18 protein-coding genes, 2 tRNA genes, 2 pseudogenes and 1 riboswitch are annotated in these 15987 nt (G+C 62.6%); of the genes and pseudogenes, 6 read left to right on the top strand and 16 right to left on the bottom strand.

Features of this window, described 5'->3' with window-relative positions:
• Window position 1: 1 nt before the first annotated feature.
• From VF515_01315 to VF515_01290, 6 genes are all read right to left on the bottom strand, one after another.
• Window positions 2-277 carry a ubiquitin-like small modifier protein 1 gene (locus VF515_01315; protein ID HEX7406263.1) on the bottom strand — a complete coding sequence of 92 codons (276 nt, stop codon included), beginning with the start codon at window positions 275-277 and terminating at the stop codon, window positions 2-4.
• Window positions 278-422: 145 nt separating this feature from the next.
• Window positions 423-1208: a HesA/MoeB/ThiF family protein gene (locus VF515_01310; GenBank protein ID HEX7406262.1), complete on the bottom strand. Its 786-nt coding sequence runs from the start codon at window positions 1206-1208 to the stop codon at window positions 423-425.
• A gap of 66 nt (window positions 1209-1274) precedes the next feature.
• Window positions 1275-1399: riboswitch (SAM riboswitch) on the bottom strand.
• 47 nt (window positions 1400-1446) lie between these two features.
• Window positions 1447-2379, bottom strand: a complete 933-nt coding sequence (gene bamD / locus VF515_01305) for an outer membrane protein assembly factor BamD (GenBank protein HEX7406261.1) — start codon at window positions 2377-2379, stop codon at window positions 1447-1449.
• 53 nt (window positions 2380-2432) lie between these two features.
• Window positions 2433-3140 (bottom strand): hypothetical protein, encoded by a 708-nt coding sequence (locus VF515_01300; protein HEX7406260.1) that lies wholly within the window; start codon window positions 3138-3140, stop codon window positions 2433-2435.
• 53 nt (window positions 3141-3193) lie between these two features.
• On the bottom strand, window positions 3194-3682 hold the full coding sequence (locus VF515_01295; GenBank protein ID HEX7406259.1) for a hypothetical protein: 489 nt from the start codon (window positions 3680-3682) through the stop codon (window positions 3194-3196).
• A gap of 262 nt (window positions 3683-3944) precedes the next feature.
• Window positions 3945-4018: transfer RNA gene (locus tag VF515_01290), tRNA-Gly, on the bottom strand.
• Between the two features lie 89 nt (window positions 4019-4107).
• Here VF515_01290 and VF515_01285 point away from each other — a divergent pair.
• Window positions 4108-4572, top strand: coding sequence for a hypothetical protein (locus tag VF515_01285; protein ID HEX7406258.1), 465 nt, complete (start codon window positions 4108-4110; stop codon window positions 4570-4572).
• Between the two features lie 3 nt (window positions 4573-4575).
• On the opposite strand, the gene VF515_01280 is transcribed toward VF515_01285, so the two are convergent.
• Window positions 4576-4920, bottom strand: a complete 345-nt coding sequence (locus VF515_01280) for a PKD domain-containing protein (GenBank protein ID HEX7406257.1) — start codon at window positions 4918-4920, stop codon at window positions 4576-4578.
• Between the two features lie 137 nt (window positions 4921-5057).
• The gene (locus tag VF515_01275; GenBank protein HEX7406256.1) at window positions 5058-5579 is read right to left on the bottom strand and encodes a PKD domain-containing protein; all 522 of its coding nucleotides are present in this window, start codon (window positions 5577-5579) and stop codon (window positions 5058-5060) included.
• A 468-nt stretch (window positions 5580-6047) separates the two neighbouring features.
• On the opposite strand from VF515_01275, the gene VF515_01270 reads away from it, so the two are divergent.
• Window positions 6048-6120: transfer RNA gene (locus VF515_01270), tRNA-Cys, on the top strand.
• A gap of 69 nt (window positions 6121-6189) precedes the next feature.
• On the opposite strand, the gene VF515_01265 is transcribed toward VF515_01270, so the two are convergent.
• From VF515_01265 to VF515_01250, 4 genes are all read right to left on the bottom strand, one after another.
• Window positions 6190-7503, bottom strand: coding sequence for an MFS transporter (locus VF515_01265; protein HEX7406255.1), 1314 nt, complete (start codon window positions 7501-7503; stop codon window positions 6190-6192).
• 124 nt (window positions 7504-7627) lie between these two features.
• A complete protein-coding gene (locus tag VF515_01260; protein HEX7406254.1) occupies window positions 7628-8113 on the bottom strand; it encodes a peroxiredoxin in 486 nt (161 codons plus the stop codon).
• A 342-nt stretch (window positions 8114-8455) separates the two neighbouring features.
• Entirely contained in the window at window positions 8456-8824 is a 369-nt protein-coding gene (locus VF515_01255; protein HEX7406253.1) for a hypothetical protein, read from the bottom strand.
• 516 nt (window positions 8825-9340) lie between these two features.
• The gene (locus tag VF515_01250; GenBank protein ID HEX7406252.1) at window positions 9341-10030 is read right to left on the bottom strand and encodes an arginyltransferase; all 690 of its coding nucleotides are present in this window, start codon (window positions 10028-10030) and stop codon (window positions 9341-9343) included.
• A gap of 160 nt (window positions 10031-10190) precedes the next feature.
• Between VF515_01250 and VF515_01245 the strand changes: the two genes are divergently transcribed.
• Together VF515_01245 and VF515_01240 are read left to right on the top strand one after the other, a co-directional pair.
• Window positions 10191-10367, top strand: a complete 177-nt coding sequence (locus VF515_01245) for a hypothetical protein (protein ID HEX7406251.1) — start codon at window positions 10191-10193, stop codon at window positions 10365-10367.
• A pseudogene (locus VF515_01240) lies at window positions 10363-10554 on the top strand (acyl-CoA dehydrogenase family protein). The gene VF515_01245 and the pseudogene VF515_01240 overlap by 5 nt, the downstream one beginning before the upstream one ends.
• A 26-nt stretch (window positions 10555-10580) precedes the next feature.
• Here the strand turns inward: VF515_01240 and VF515_01235 are convergent.
• Window positions 10581-10703 (bottom strand): annotated as a pseudogene (locus tag VF515_01235) (heme A synthase).
• 170 nt (window positions 10704-10873) lie between these two features.
• On the opposite strand from VF515_01235, the gene VF515_01230 reads away from it, so the two are divergent.
• Window positions 10874-11368 carry a PaaI family thioesterase gene (locus tag VF515_01230; GenBank protein HEX7406250.1) on the top strand — a complete coding sequence of 165 codons (495 nt, stop codon included), beginning with the start codon at window positions 10874-10876 and terminating at the stop codon, window positions 11366-11368.
• 31 nt (window positions 11369-11399) lie between these two features.
• Here VF515_01230 and VF515_01225 read toward each other — a convergent pair whose 3' ends face one another.
• Window positions 11400-12224, bottom strand: coding sequence for an SDR family NAD(P)-dependent oxidoreductase (locus VF515_01225; GenBank protein HEX7406249.1), 825 nt, complete (start codon window positions 12222-12224; stop codon window positions 11400-11402).
• Window positions 12225-12246: 22 nt separating this feature from the next.
• Window positions 12247-12615 (bottom strand): DUF4499 domain-containing protein, encoded by a 369-nt coding sequence (locus tag VF515_01220; GenBank protein HEX7406248.1) that lies wholly within the window; start codon window positions 12613-12615, stop codon window positions 12247-12249.
• Between the two features lie 352 nt (window positions 12616-12967).
• Here VF515_01220 and VF515_01215 point away from each other — a divergent pair, with 352 nt between their 5' ends.
• Window positions 12968-14584: an acyl-CoA synthetase gene (locus VF515_01215; protein ID HEX7406247.1), complete on the top strand. Its 1617-nt coding sequence runs from the start codon at window positions 12968-12970 to the stop codon at window positions 14582-14584.
• 161 nt (window positions 14585-14745) lie between these two features.
• Here VF515_01215 and VF515_01210 read toward each other — a convergent pair.
• Window positions 14746-15987 (bottom strand): IS4 family transposase (locus VF515_01210; protein HEX7406246.1); only part of this gene is annotated, 1242 nt, incomplete at its 5' end.

Here is a 15987-nt window from a genome sequence, read left to right as displayed (position 1 = left end):
TTCATCCCCCGGCAATGGCTGGCACGATGGCGACTTCGTCACCGTCGTTCACCGCGGTCTCGAGGCTATTGAGAAAGCGGATATCGTCACCATTGAGGTAGATATTCACGAAACGCCGCACGCGCCCCTGCTCATCGCAGAGTCGCTCCTTCAATCCGGGAAACTTCCGTTCCAGATCTTCGACGACGGCGCCGATAGTGCTCCCGCTCACACCGACTTCTTCGGCGTTGGCCGTAAACCGGCGCAACGGTGTAGGGATACGTACGCGCACACTCATGCTTCTGTTCCTCCTGTGGCTTCCGCAGCGTTCAGCATCCAGAATCCCGACTCGAGCAGCCTGCGGCCGTCGCGCCTTTCCCACGCCAGTATGAACAGACGTCCGCCGTGACGAAAGCGGAAGCGGGGGTCGGTCGACGGCGCTGTCATCGGTACTCCTCGTTGGCATCTCCAATCGGTTCGACATGGTGAATGGTGGGCTGATCGCCGCAGAGCGGGCACTGCCGGTTTGGCAACAGCTGGACTGTGCGCCAGCTGGGCCCCAACGCATCGTAGATCAGCAGACGATTTACCAGCAGGGTACCGATGCCGAGCACATACTTCAGTGCCTCGATCGCTTGTACGAGGCCGATGCTGCCGGCGAGAGCACCAATAATCCCGGCCTCCTGACACGTCGGCATTTCTCCGTCAGGCGGCGGCGCGGGAAAGAGGCAGCGGAAACAGGCGCTCTGCCCCGGAAGGACCGTCATCGTCTGTCCCTGAAAACCCATGATTCCAGCGTGGGAGAAGGGTATCCGGCACAGCACGGCGCCGTCATTGACGAGATACTTCGAGGTGACACGATCGGTTCCGTCAATGATGAAGTCAAACTGGGGAAAGATATCGGACACGTTGTTTGCCGACAGGCGCTGCGAGAAGCATCGCACGGACACCTGCGGATACGACGCGGCAATTCGTTCCGCCGCCACCGTGACTTTCGGGCGCCCGAGGTCGGGCGTGCGGTAGATGATCTGCCGGTGGAGATTCGAGATCTCGACGGCGTCAAAGTCCACCAACCCGATGGTGCCAACGCCCGCACCCGCCAAATGCAGCACCGCCGGCGCGCCGAGGCCGCCTACGCCAACGACGAGGATACGGCTACGGCGCAGGCGCTCCTGTTCTCGTGGGCCAATTGGTCGGCCGATTCCTCCACCTGTCTCTTCGATCTCCACGGCAAAACTCTCAGCAACAAAAAAGCCCCTTCCCGGGAGCAGGGAAGAGGCTTTCTGGAGTCTCTCACCTTATCTACCCGGTCCGCTATTCCCAGCGTCCCCAGCAGGATTTAGCACCACCATCTCGACCACAGTCGAGACCGGTTGCTGTGGCATCGACGGGCCAGTCCCTCCGCCACTCTGGATAAGGTACCGAATATTCTGTTCGTGCCGAACCTAGTGAAAGGCCCTTCTCGTGTCAATACGGACGGCCGCGACCGAACGGGTCGAGCGGCGGCATGAGCCCTGCAGCAGCCGGTGCCGAAGCGGGTCGCCGCGCCGCGCGCCCCGGTTCGAGGCCAGGAACCTGCACGATCTCCAGGCTGCCGCTGCCACGTTGCCGGCCGTTGGCCGCCAGAAGCACATCGAGCGGGTTCCCCTCCTGGGGTTGATCCGCTGCATTCTTCAGTCGATCCAAGGCGCGCCGCGCCGCGGTAGCCTGAACGCTCCGGGGGTGCATCTGCTGCAGCGCACGGTACGCCAACAGCGCCTGGTCGTCACGCTTACCGTGGCGATACAGCTTCGCCAACCGCAGCAGCCCGTCGGCAGAGGCGTCGGTATCGCCATAGCGGGATGCCAAGGTGAGCAGCCGAATCTCGGCCGCCTTGTCCTTGTCGTGCCGCACGTAGTAATTTGCAATGTAGAGTTCGTGGTCGGCCAGACTTTTTCGGCAGCGGGCCACTTCTTCCCGGGCAAGATCGGCGAAGGAACTGTCCGGAAATTGCTGGATCAGTGTCAGGAAGACGTTTTGCGCGTTCTGGGCCGCACCTTGATCGCGATCAATGGTGCTCATTTGCTTGGCGTAGCACATGCCGAGGTAATACCCGACGAAGGGCAAATGCGGGCTGGTCGGGTGGCGGCGCTGGAAGTCGGTGAACGCAACGATCGCCTCCGGATAGCTCCCGGATAGGTAATGCGCGTGCGCAATCTTGAGCTCCGCCTCTTCATTGTACTGGCTGAACGGATACTGGTCGAGGAGTTCGTGGAACTGCTCCACCGCCAGCGTAAATGCTCCGGTGCGGAAACTGTCGCTCGCCTCATGGAAGTATTGATCGGCGGTAAGGTGCTTCTTCGCGGAGCAACCAGCGACGCTGATGGCAATGGCAAATACAGCCAGGTAAGTACCCTTCATAGCTTTGAATTATGCCTCAATTTTCGTGGTTCGACAAAGGAATTCGAGCCTGCTCACAGCAAGATCACCCACACCCGACCGGATTGCCAGACTCGGGCGTGCACCTCTGGCCAGACTTCACGAAGGGCGTCCCCCAGCAGCACGCGAGGGGGCTCCGAACCGTAGAAGACGAGCAGCCCGCAATCGTAGCGCCAGCTTCGCGACGGGTCGCCACCGGTAGCGGCATACATCGCCACTTGATAGATACCGCGTTCCAGATCCTTGCGCGTGCCGGCGAACTTCACCTCCCCGACGGCCCCGAACGGCAGTGGATGCTGTAGCCGAAAGGCTGGTGCGATCGCCTTGGTCGGGGCTTTGGCCACCGCCGCACTGCAATCGGACAGCTCTGGCACCGCCTGCGCCAAGCGCTCGAAGGCGCGGTGCACGTTCGACAAAGAGGGGCCGATCGCCGTTTCATGCTGCGTTGGGCCGCGCTCTGGCCCTTCGTAACGGAAAACGTTGTAGGGATCGCTGCGAATCTCGCGCTTGCGGCACCACGCGGCGACGGCATCGTCGATCCTGCCGTACAGCAGCTTCTGCCGGAAGGTTTCTTCGGCATCGAAGCGCTTGCGCGATTGCGCTGCACGTTCAGCCTGGGCCTTCTCGATAATGAGTCGGACACACTGCTTGTCCGCCAAGACCTCATCTGCTTTCAGCTGGCGCTCGATAAACTCGAAGAACGCCCGAGCCGCCTCTCGGCGTGCATCTACAAAGGTGGGCATGTGAACCGATGACTGGGGGCGGTCAAACGTAACCTGGAACACCCGCGGTATGACTATGAGGATTGGCGGTTGCGCTTCGCCAACCCAGCCGCCGCCACCTCTTTGGGCTTGGCGCCCAGTGCGGCCTCGATGCGCTCGGAGATCAACTTGAAGGCCGCCTCGCCCTGCAGGATTAGGTCGTCGTAGAGATCCTCCAGATCAGCCTGTTCGATGGCCACGGCCACCGCTAACGCTTCATCCAGCGTCTGCGTCGCTTCGGCGCGCTCCTCCAGTTGGCCTAGCTCGGCGTCGAGCTGACGCAGCCGCTCCTCGTACTCCGGAAGAAAGGAGCCGGTTTGATCCTGTTCCTGGAACGATTTCAACTCACGCCGTAGGATGTCCGCGTGGGTCTCTGCCTCGAGCGCCAACTCGCGCCAAAGGTGTACCCGATCGTTTTCCCCATGCAACCGTTCCGCCAAACGGCGGTACACCCGCGCGGTGCGTACCGCCATGCCACTGCACTGTTCCAGAATCTCCGAGACGTACACTTTCTTCTCCAACAAGGCTGAGCCGGCTTGCCGCCCTGCTCGCCTCCGACAACCTCAGATTGACGCAGTTCCCTGCCGGCTTCAAGCAGAAAGTTCAGCAGAAAATTCCGCAGCCGGCGCGCTGAAGTAGCACGCCCTTTCCCTGATGTCCCACTAGTGCCCCACTAGCGCCTGTGCAAATGCACACACATGACCTGTAGGGCCGCTCAGGGTGCAGATTCAAAAAGACGTCCCCTCGAAGAAGAAAAGGCCCTGATAAATCAGGGCCCTTTCAAAGAGCGGGTGACCGGGGTCGAACCGGCGACCTTATGCTTGGCAAGCATACGCTCTAGCCAACTGAGCTACACCCGCATACGCACTGCACTGTAGCCAACTCACCGAAGGCTGTCAAAACGTCCCGCAAATCGAATATCGCCACGGCCAAAAACGTCAAAGTGAGCATGGATAGGATACAGAAACATCTTCTCCCGAAGCGGCGCATTGCGGAACGCTTGCGCCGCATGGGACTCAAAGTCCGCACGGTTTCATCCATAAAGGGCTATGACCTGCTGGTGAACGACCGTGCCCGGGTCGCTTTGCGGGTGGCCTTCCCCCGCTTGCGCAGGCATCACGTCACTGTCCGAGATCGTCGTTACACTTACCGTTATCGGTCGTGGCACTTCAACTTCCACCACCATGGAAAAATGGGCAAGCGTTATGCCGACGTGTTTGTCTGTCTGGCGATGGAACCACGCCATCCGTCGCGCGAAGAGGCCTTCGTCATTCCTTGGGACGCAATTTCCGGAAAGACCTTTTCGTTGCACGCGGCACGGAAACGGTATGCCGGGCAGTACGCACAGTACCTGAACCGCTGGCGACTGGTGGCCACGACGGCCACCGAAACCCCGCTGCGGGAAGTTGCCTAACCGTCACGGCTCTGAAGCCGTGACGGTTAGAGTCAACTCGTCAGAGTCCTTCACCCCGTTCTGCGGATCATCGAGGGTGACGCTGGCCGTGTAGGTACCCGCGGCGGTGTAGGTATGCGCCGGGTTCTGCTCCTGGGAAGGGGCAGAACCATCCCCAAAGTTCCAGCTGAAGTTTCCGATCGCCTCGCTGCACGTCCCCTCGGCGTTGAACTGAACCTCGAGCGGTGCCGTGCCTTCTTCGGGCGACGCCGAAGCAACGACCGCGCATTTCGGCGGAGGGAGATCCGACGTAACGGCGGCTGCCGGCACGCCGCCAGCGGGGTGCGGCAGCCGCCCCTCTTTGGGCATCGGAATGTCCGCGGACTGCTCGCAACTACTGCAACCGCTGGCGGTCACCAGCGTCAGAACACAAACCGCCAAGAGGAAACGAGTTGGAGATTTTGTCACCTGCGATTCTCCTTCCAGCCGGCTGTAGCAGCCACAGCCTACTGCTCACCTTCATCGCGTGCATCAACCTGGATTTCCACGTCATGCCGCGCCATCTGCCCGTGACCGTTGGTCACCACCACGCTGGCCGTATACTCACCTGGCACCCTGTAGGTATGATTGGTCGGGTTGTGCCCATCCCGCGCACCATCACCGAAGTCCCACTGGAACGAAACCGGCCCCGGCACCTCTTCATCCAAACCCACAGAAAACTGCACCGTCAGCGGAGCCGTTCCGATGTCCGGGTCAGCATCGAGTTCGACATCAAAACCTTCTTCGGTAACCTCGATACCGACCTCTTCCGATTCGTTGATGCCAGGGCCCGTGGCGGTAAACGTCGCCGTGTACTCCCCCGGGCTCGTATAGGTGTGCTGCGCCTGGAGCTGAGGCGACGGAGCGCTCTTGTCGCCGAAGTCCCAACGGTACTGCAGCCCCGGCGGCCCACCCGTGACCTCGGCTTCAAACGCCACGGACAACGGCGCCCCTCCACTCGTCTGGTCGGCATCGGCGGAAACGGACACCGAAGCCTCCTCTGCCCCCTCCCCCTCCGTCTCCGACACGGGGGTAACGTTTGGCGTTCCACGGGCATCTAGCTTCTCGATCAACAGGCGGGAGCGCGGTGTGAACAACGAAGGGGCCGCGGCGCGCTCAGCGGCTGAACCGGTCGTGCGGTCTTGCGTCGTGCTGTCCTGTTCCTTGGCGCACCCCTTGGTGCACCCAGCTGCGAGAGTCAGGAGTGAACCAAGCAGCACCAATCCCAGAACACGGTGAGATAGCCAATGAATCATCGGGCGCCATGTTCATACTTGTCGGGCCAGGAGGTGTCAATCAACGAAACGGCGGGCCAATTGCTCGGGGATTGCCGCAGTGCCTTGCATTTTCTCGGGGAACCACGATAGGCTTTGGTCCGACAGACACCGCGTCACGATGGCGATCATCCAGTTGGACGTGTTGCGCGACGTGGTGATGTGCTACTGGTAGTTCTCGGTGGCGGCGTACCCAAGTGGTTAAGGGAGAGGTCTGCAAAACCTCGATGCAGCGGTTCGAATCCGCTCGCCGCCTTCCTCCTTCTTTAGAAATCCGAGCCCGGGCGGGCCGAGCCCGCCACAACCCGAAACGACAGCACCGCGACTACGCCTTTGCCGCCGGCTCAAGGCGCGCGATGCAGGCAATGGCGATGAGGTTGGCGATGAAAATGCCGACGAACGCCGGCACGTACGTTCCCCAAGAGTCGCGGATCGCACCTGCCGCCGGAATCGCCAAGGCCTGGATGAAGACGATGAAGGGATTCATACGCCCGGCGATGGCCCCGTAGTGAAGACGTCCGAAACACTCGCCCAGAATCGTCGCCTGCAAGGTGGCGTTGCCACCCATCGCGAACCCGTAGACCAGCACGTACAGGAAAAGCGACACCGGCCCGTTGGCAACGATCAAGAGCAGCACGCCTACCGCCTGTAATCCGAAACACCACATGATCACGCGCCGCTGTTCGAAACGGTCGAGCAACGCCCCGAACCCGAGTTTACCAACCACACCGACCCCGGCGGTGGCACCCAGCACCCACGCCGCATCGCGTGCCCCGATACCCCGGTCCCGCAAGAAGGTAATGAGGTGCAACAACGTCGCCGAAAGCCCCATGACCGTCAGAGCAAAGGCGCCGGCGATGAGCCAGAAATTGCGGTGGCTCAGCGCCTGCGCTGGCGTCCACGAGCGCTCAATCTCCTCCGTCGGGTCGAAGCGGATGCCGGCGGCTGGCGGCGCGGCCCCATCGGGACGCAATCCCATCGACTCCGGCGAGCGACGCATGAACAGGGCCACCGGCGGCACTGTTGCCAGCAGGACGAACAGGCCAAGCAACCCCAAGGCATCGCGCCAGCCGTAGTGATCGATGAGAAACTGCGTGAGCGGCACAAACACGACCCCGCCCATCGAGATGCCGGCGGTCGAGATGCCGAGCGCCCGGCCGCGTTGGCGCACAAACCAATTGGCCACCGCGGTGTTGCTGGGCAACGGACCGAGTGCGGTCGATCCGAGCGCGACAACCGCGCCCATGAGGATGTAGAATTGCGCCAGTGAATTGATTCCCCGCAGGAGGAAGAAGCCCAGCGCCATGGCACACGCCCCCGTCAACTGCGACGGGCGCGGCCCATACCGATCCACCACACGTCCGACGAACGGGGAATACACGGCTCCGCACATGGCCACCAGCGAGAAGCCGAACGACACCTGCGCACGCGTCCAGCCGAATTGCTCGGTCAGCGAGTTCAGAAACACGCCGAAGCTGTAGAAAACAATCCCCGTGGTGACGCAGTGGGTGAGGAAAGCGACCGCAACGATGCGCCAGCCGTAAAACCAACGACCGCTGGCGGCTGAGGAGCGCCGTCCGGAAGGCGCACGAGGCGCGTGCGGGGCGGCGGGGCGTGCCGCCCGCGCAGCTAGGCGCATGGCTCTGTCGTCAGCACCGCGAATTCCGTAGGGGCTCGGCGTACCGAGCCCCTACGATCGTGGCGCACCTTCCAACTGCAATTCAGCGTAGCGGCGCAGCATGCTGCGCCTGTATGGCACGAGATCAGAGCTTTGCAAGTACCGACTCGGCACTGGAAACAGTGAGGCCGGCACTTGGTTCCACAAACAACTCTTTGACCGTGCCGTCCTGCACGATCATGGCGTAGCGCTGAGAACGCGTCCCCATGCCGAAGCCGCTGGCATCGAGAGCCAAGCCGATGGCTTTGGAGAAATCGCCGTTGCCGTCCGCCACCATGCGGATTTTCCCCGCCACGCTGTTGGCCTTGCCCCACGCACCCATGACAAATGCGTCGTTGACTGACAAACAGACAATCTCATGCACTCCCTTGGCCTTAATTGCGCTCGCCTGCTCGAGGAACCCGGGCAGGTGCTTCATGGAGCACGTCGGCGTGAACGCGCCGGGGACCGCGAACAACACCACCTTCTTGCCCTTGAAGATCTCACCGACAGTCACATCCTTCACCCCGCCTTCTCCCATCTCTTTCAGCTTGATATCCACGGGTAAGCTATCGCCAACTTTAATGGCCATGTCGTCTCCTCTCTGGTCGGGAATGTGCGGCGCCCATTGACGCCCGCCCTCTGTGTCTACCTGTAGCGCACTGCCCAAGCAACTCCCCCCATCCCGCTCTGCACTGCGGCGGCCCTAGCGCCGCGACCGTTGCCGTCCGGCGCCGTCAACGCCAACGCAGCTGGGGCGGCAGTAGGCGCGCGATCAGCCGATGACCGGCGGGTGGAGGAAAACCCCAAAGCGCCCAACGCGATGACTGGAAGCCGACGCAATTCCCGCACCAGCGCTGCGGGGGGGACGCCGAACGCCGGTGCGAGAACTGCGCTGCCCTGCGACATTGTGGGCAAGGCAATCGTAACGAAGCTAGGCGGCGCTTGGGCTGAGCGCTGCGGGGTGCTGCGCGCTGGGGCCAGTGAGTTGGTGTTCGCGCCAGCGCTTCAGGCCGTGCCGCAGGTAGTCAGGATCCAGTCCAAGGGCCTCGCAAATGTACTCGAAAGACAAGGCCGGACGCTGGTCCTCGGGAAGGACCACATCGCAGCGCATCATCCACGTTTCCGCCTCATCGAACAGCCGCCGCTCCCGGCGACTGCGGGCGAAAATGTATTTCTGAAAGCAGTGTACCGCATCTTCGAGGACCGCAATCAGCAGCTGGCACTCCCCCCTCTTAATTGGCGCCTGTCGGGCCAGCGTGGCAAAGAACTGAGAGGGAAGCATGATGTCAGGCTCGAACATTACACCACTCGGGGCACCCTTTTCGCTGCCCTCAAGCAGAGGGGAAACCGCACCATTCCCAGGCCCAGAAAACACCACCGGGGAACCGCCGGTGCCGGAGTGGAACCCATTGAAGCTCTGTTTTCCGCCCTCTGCCCGCCACCCAGGCTGGACTTCAACGGTCACCCGTCTGGCCGTGAGGCTGGACCTTGCAGAATGCTTCCCGCCCTCTCGCCCGACGATCGTGCCGCGGCCAGACTTCTTCGCAGAGTAAGGGTAGACATGGTGGGCTGTCACGTTTCGGGATGCGGGTTCCATTCAGCGTCTCCTTCCTCACGAGCGCAACGCACACCTCGCAAGCTCTGCGCCAAAGCCAATCCGACACAGTCCAGGGTATTTTCGCGCCGAGTGAGTCACTCATAAGATCCTGGCCGCGGAAACCTTCCCAGAATCGGAAGTCCCGAGTCGCGTTGACCCGGGCGGCCGCTGTCAGCGACGAAGTTACCGAAAATGGGGAAATCCCGGCGCGGCCGCCCGTCATCGTCCCTCGAAGCGGCGCCATGTCCCGTCGATGAACCGCTCGTGCGGCAAGTAGCGCGCCTTGTAGTTCATCGCCCGGCAGTCGGCGATGTAGAGCCCGAGGTACAGGTAACGGAGCCCCCAGGCGCGGCATAGGGCAACCTGCTTGAGAACCGAGTACGTCCCTGGACTGAACCGCGCAAAGTCGGGATTGTAGAAGCAATAGACGGCAGAGAGTGCGTCGGCGGCGCGATCGGCCACAGCCACCCCGACGAGGATGCCGTCGTACCGGTACGTCATCTCGATCGTGTCGGTGCAGGTCTCAACCAGAAACTGTTCGTAGCCGTCGGCATTGACCAGCCCATCACCAACGAGCAGGCCGCGCTCCAGTTTGTGCCGATTATAGAGCGCAACCTTCTCCGGCCTTACCGCAGGGCGTCCGATCTCGGTTTGCAGTGTGGTCTCACCGCGGCGGAAGATCCGCCTCTGCGTCTTGTCCGCCACGAACGCGTTCACGTCGACCCGAATAGGCTCGCACGCGTGGCAGGCCGGGCAGCTAGCCCGGTACAGCAGCAGGCCCTGCCGGCGGTCACCCGCTTGCAGACGCTTGGCAAACTCCTCCGGCCGCAGCGGCCGGGCCGGCAGGCGTAATGGCAGCCGCGCCGTCTGTCCCGGCAGGTATGGACACCGACTAGGCGCGTCGTACACGAGCCACTCCGGCGGATCACCGGGAAGTCTCCGACTGCTTCGCATCAATGGCATCGTACCAGATCACATCTGAACTGCAGACTGTGCCAGCACAGCCACGTCCGCTGGCGCTGTGCCGGCGCCGGGCCTTCATGATAAAGCCCCGTGCCGAGGAGGCCGCATGGACTTCACCATTCCCGCCAACATCCAACGCAAGCTGAAGGAACTCGACGACTTCATCGAGCGTGAGATCAAACCGCTCGAACGCGCGCACATGCAGTTCTTCGATCACCGGCGTGAGTTCGCCCGCACCGATTGGGAGCGTGGCGGGCGGCCGCGCCAGGAGTGGGAAGAGTAACCGGCTGGCCGTCGACGCAGCCGACCGCGCCATCCAGGTACACGGCGGTATCGGCTACACCCGGCACATGCCGTTCGAGCACATCTACCGTCATCACCGCCGCTATCGGATCACCGAAGGCTCCGACGAAATCCAGATCCGGCGGGTCGCCGGCATCATGTTCGGCCGGCGCGCGAAGCAGGCGTGAATGGAGCAACTGATGCGATCTGATTAGTGACTGCCACAGCCTGCGCCGGATCCGGTGGCGCGCACAAACGCGCCCCAAAGGATCACGAGCACGTTGAAGGCGAGCGTACCCCAGGCCAACTTCGCGTACCGGGAACAGCCGGTCTGCATGCCCCCATTGAACATGCCGCAGGAGGAAATGCCAATCCTGGCGTATGGCTTATGGCATATGGCGTATCGATTTTTGACCATATGCCATCAGCCATATGCGATAAGCGTTCGGCACGCTTCGATCGCCTTCGGGTTGACCAGACGTGCGCGGGTTCGTATGAGCAACGCCCATGGACGACCCCACGCAGCAGCAGACTCCGCCCTTCGTTCGGGCATGGCTCTTACGCGAACCCGGCCGACTGATCGGCAAGGGACATCCGGCTGGCGACTTTCTCCAAGCCTACGAGTGGCACGTCCTGGCGGAAACCCCCGGATTCCTGCGGATCCGCGCGCATGTCCCAGCCCACGTGAAAAATCCGCGTGGTCAGATGTTCGGCGGCTTCACCCCCACCTACGTCGACATGGTGGCGCTGTTCACCGTCCACGCCGGCGAAGACCGGAAAGTCACCGGCTTTCGCACCTGGCTCGCCACCACCAACATGCGCGTCGACTACTTCGAGCCGATCTTTGGACCCGAGTTTGTGATCGAAAGCCGTATCCTGAAGAAACGGGGCCGCACGATCTTCGTCGAGACCCGGTTCTTTGATCCCGAGGAGACCCTGGCCGTGTTCGCGCTCACCACGATGCGGGAGATCAAGTTCGACCGGCCACTCGGCGACGTGTGAAGCTGTCGGTACGGTCGCCCGCGTCAGTCGCCTACCTGGGAGACCGAGAAGCCATCTTCCGCGAACGCTCCAGCGCCGTCTTCATGGCACCGCCGGTAACCCGCACGGCGACGCGCCGGGGAAGAGCGGTGAGCAACCCCACCATCAGCCGGTTCATCCACCCCGTAATGAACACCGGCTTCTTGCCAAGTTGCGCCAGCGCCTGGCGGGCGACTTCGGATGGGGGCATGAGCCCGACGAGCTGGCTCCTGTCTATGCCCTGCAAGATCGGGGCATCAGTGTCAGTCGCACCGGGCGCCAGCACCATCACGTCTACGCCGCGTGCCGTGAGTTCTCCCCACAGCCCTTCACCCAGCGCCATCACGAAGGCCTTGGTAGCTGCGTAAGCGGTCGACAACGGGAAGGCGATGAACCCTTCGATCGAGCCGGTGAGCAGCAGCCCACCGCGGCCACGCGCGATCAATCCGGGCGCAAAGGCGTGCGCGATCAACATGGGTGCGCGGCAGTTGACGTTCAGCATGGCACTCAGCCGCGTGGCATCGAGCTGGTGATGCTCCCCCTTGAGGCCGAAGCCGGCGTTGCTGACCACCAACCCGATATTCTTGCCCTCGCAAACGTTCAGCAGCGGCTCGATAAAGTCGGAGCGGGTCAAATCCAGCGCCAGCACTTCCACCTGCGTACCGTGCTGGCGCTTGATGTCGGCAGCCAGATTCTCCAGAAGCGCCGTTCGACGCGCGGTGATGACCAGGTGAAGCCCCCGCGCCGCGAGTTGGCGGGCAAACTGTTCGCCGATTCCCGACGAAGCACCGGTCACCAGTGCCCAGGGCCCAAAACGGTCGGCGAAATCGTCCGCCATCTCCTGCTCCATCTCGGTTGGCCTATTCCGACGACTCTGGCTCCTGCCTCCGGCCGAGGGTTGCCCGCTGCACGTCGAGGGCTGTTCCTCTCACCCGCGCCCGGCGCCGCAACAGCCGCAGCGACGGGAAGCCGAGCGTGAAGGTCTGCAGGAACCAGCCGGTGGCGCTCGACCCGAGCCCGGCCCGCTGCGCCAGACGCCACGCGTACAGGCCTTCCCCGAGGTGGGTGATCAAGGCGGCCACGAAGATGCCGCGCAGCAAGCCCTGTGGGATGCGCGCGGTGACGAGGGCGCACCACTCGGCGTAGGCACCAGGGTGGAATGCCAGCACCCCCGTCAGCACCATCCCACCCACCACGAAAACCCACCAGCCAACGTGAGGGCGATCCACTGTGTCCGAACCTGGAGTGCGATCATTGGGCATGCAGGCCTTTTACGGCTTACACCGTGACGTGTCAAAAGCCTGCAGGCTTGCGGTCTCTGGTCGCACAGGCCGTCGCGAAAGTCGTCGCTCCGTCGGCACCGGCTCTGCCCAAGAAGTCCGACGCGACGAGCAGCAGAGCGCGGCGTGGGGCACGCCGGCTCCAAAATACACGCTCTTCTGGAGCCGGGCTGCCCTCAGCCCGCTCTTTTTTTGGGCAAAGCCGCCGGCACCCGAATCCTCAGCGACGACGGAATGCTATGTTCGCCGGAGTTGACCAAACGAGCGTGGATTCGTATGGAGCACCGGACATGAGGTGGATATGGAATTCAATGTAGCTGATCTTTTTGAAGCCGCCGTCGATCGGATCCCTGAGCGCGAGGCTTTGGTGTGCGGCCCGGACCGGCTGACCTACGCGCTGCTCGATCAGCGCGCCAACCGCTTGGCGCACTTTTTCCAGTCGCTCGGATTGGGGCGCGGTGACCACATCGGCATCTACGGCTTCAACAGCTCACGCTGGGTCGAGGCCATGATGGCCGCCTACAAGATCCGCGCCGTACCGATCAATGTAAACTACCGGTATGTCGAGGACGAGCTGCTCTACATCTTCGACAACGCCGATCTCGTGGCACTGGTCCATGACGCACAGTTCGCACCCCGCATCGCCAACGTCAGGGGTCAGGTCCCGAACTTGCGGCATTGCGTCGCCATGGACGATGGCAGCGGACAGGATTGCTCCATGCTCGGCGCGGTGGACTACGAGCGGGCGTTGGCTCAAGGCTCGCCCGCGCGCGACTTCGGCCCGCGTTCGGCCGACGACCTCTACCTCCTGTATACCGGCGGCACGACCGGCAAGCCGAAAGGCGTGATCTGGCGCCAGCAGGACGTCATCTTCACTCTCGGCGGTGGCATCGACCACATGACGAAAGAGCCGGCGGAGAGGCCGGAGACGCTGACCAACAAGATCTCTGACTATTACCTGACCATGGCTCCGCTGGCGCCGCTGATGCACGGGGCGGCGCAGTGGGCCGTGCTCGGCCCGTTCTTCATCGGCATGAAGATCGCCCTGTGGTCAGGCAGCTTCGATCCGCACGCCGTGTGGCGCATGGTCGAACGCGAAAAGGTCAACTCGCTGCAGCTCACCGGCGACGCCATGGCCCGCCCGCTCATCGAGGCGCTCTGCGAGCCCGGGGTCAGCTACGACCTGTCCTCCGTCATGATCATCACGAGCACGGCGGCCATCCTGTCGCCCTCGGTGAAGGCCCAGTATCTCGAGCGCTTCCCCAATGCGATGCTGATGGACGCTGTCGGCTCCTCGGAGCAGGGCTTCACCGGCATGAGCACGGTCACCAAGGAAAGCCTGGAGCACACCGACACGCAGCAGCGCGGCGTACGCATCAACCCGGGCCGGGACGTGGAGGTGCTGGATGAGAACTTCAAGCCCGTGGCGCCCGGGTCCGGCGTCGTCGGCAAACTCGCGCGCAGCGGCAACATCCCCATCGGCTACTATAAGGATCCGCAAAAGACAGCCGATACCTTCATCGAGATCGAAGGCAAGCGCTGGTCCATCCCCGGCGACTACGCGACGATCGAGGCGGACGGGACCATTGTGATGCTCGGACGCGGCTCGGTCAGCATCAACTCCGGCGGTGAGAAGATCTTCCCCGAAGAAGTGGAGGGGGCGTTGAAGTCATACCCTGCCGTCTTCGACGCGCTCGTCGTCGGTGTTCCCGACGAGCGCTGGGGCAACCGCGTGGTCGCGGTCGTGCAGCCACGTCCGGGCCAGCAGCCAACGCTGGCCGAGCTCGCGGCGCACTGCCGCACGCACATCGCGGGGTTCAAGATCCCGCGCGAGCTGCATCTGGTCGAGCAGATCCGTCGCGCCCCCAGCGGCAAGCCGGATTATCCCTGGGCACAGAAGCTGGCCCGCGGAAAGTAGCAATCAGCGGTCAGCTATCAGGTGCGTATCGGAAGGCCAGCGCAAAGTTCTCTTTCTGGCTGACGGCTGAAAGCGGCTTTGCCCAAAAACTCGGGCGAGTCCCCTTTCCAAAGGGAGGGACCTGTTCCCGCAGCGAACATCGTAAGCGTGTGGCGAAGCTTTCAATTACCCACAAGCTGCGCCATGCTAAATCCCAATTCGATATCGGTGAATCGGGATAGCCCTCGCCACATGACGATGTTGCCAGGCGGAGGATCACTCGCTCGGGCAAGATAGCCGCCGAGCCTGGCCACTTTGGTGAGGTACGAGGGAAGGGATTTCCTTCTGGCGCGGTCTGTTTCGCGATCCGGCACCAAGTGATCGAGCAGCCGATGCTCGATGGTCGTGAAAACGGCCGCCGCCGGCGCGCTGGAGGCGGATCGGTTGATCATCGTCATCCAGAAAATCCGCCAGCTCAGGACACAAAATACCGCAAGCAGCCGAAGCAGACGCTCTGCGGTTCTGAGCTTGGAGTCCTCCGCCTTGCACCCCGATTTCAGGATCTTGTGAAAGGTCTCGATCTTCCATCGCGACGCATACCACGTGAGCTTCTCAATGGCCTCGGCCCGAGAGGTGACCGGCAGGTCCGTGATCAGCTTCCACTCAATCCGCGCGCGCCCCTTGGGTGTGCCGCGCTCTTGCGCATGGATGACGTGGAGTGTCATTTTCGGGTATCGCTGCTGCTTCCCGATGGGGGGCAGCACCCGAATCCGGCGATAGCGAATCTCCAGGATAGCCTCCGAGCGATCGCCCTTCGCGTCGCGCACGTCGATGCGATGCAATCCTTTGACCCGGACCTCGCTCATCTCGTCGGCGATCGTGTGCGTGCCGTCCCCGGCCAGGCGATCCACGCAGGTCCGCACGAGAAAGTGGGTCCCGATGCGCTGGGCTTCACAGAACAGCTCATAGATATCACTTTCCCGGTCTCCGATGTGAACGCAGCGCTCCGGGTCATTGAGTAGAGCCGTTGACTGCCTGAGATTCTCGAGCCAACGCACGCTCTCTTTCTCTTCGATCGGGACTCGCGTCGGGTTGATCTTCTTCTTCAGCGCGTTACACCCCTTGAACTTCTTCCTCGTCCAAGCCTTCACCGCCGCGATCCCCAGCGGCAGCCCCTCCAGGGTCACCACGAGGCTGGAATGTAGGAGGATCCCACACACCGTGTGCAGCCGGGGCCGACCGTCCTTTCCTTTTCCACCATACGGCAGGTGAGTGACCCCGATCGCCTGCTTCTTCTCCCGCTGGAAGGACAACTCCGTCGTATCGTGCAGCACGAGAACCGTTCCCGGTGTCGCCTGGAACCGGTCGCGGGTCGCCTGGAAATGCCCCGAGAGGATCTCGGCCTCGCTCACCCGGTCATTCGA

The sequence above is a fragment of the Candidatus Binatia bacterium genome, from assembly GCA_036382395.1.
Lineage (GTDB): Bacteria > Desulfobacterota > Binatia > HRBIN30 > HRBIN30 > JAGDMS01.
Note: the sequence above shows the minus strand (reverse complement) of the source record. Positions and strands in the feature narration are given on the sequence as shown.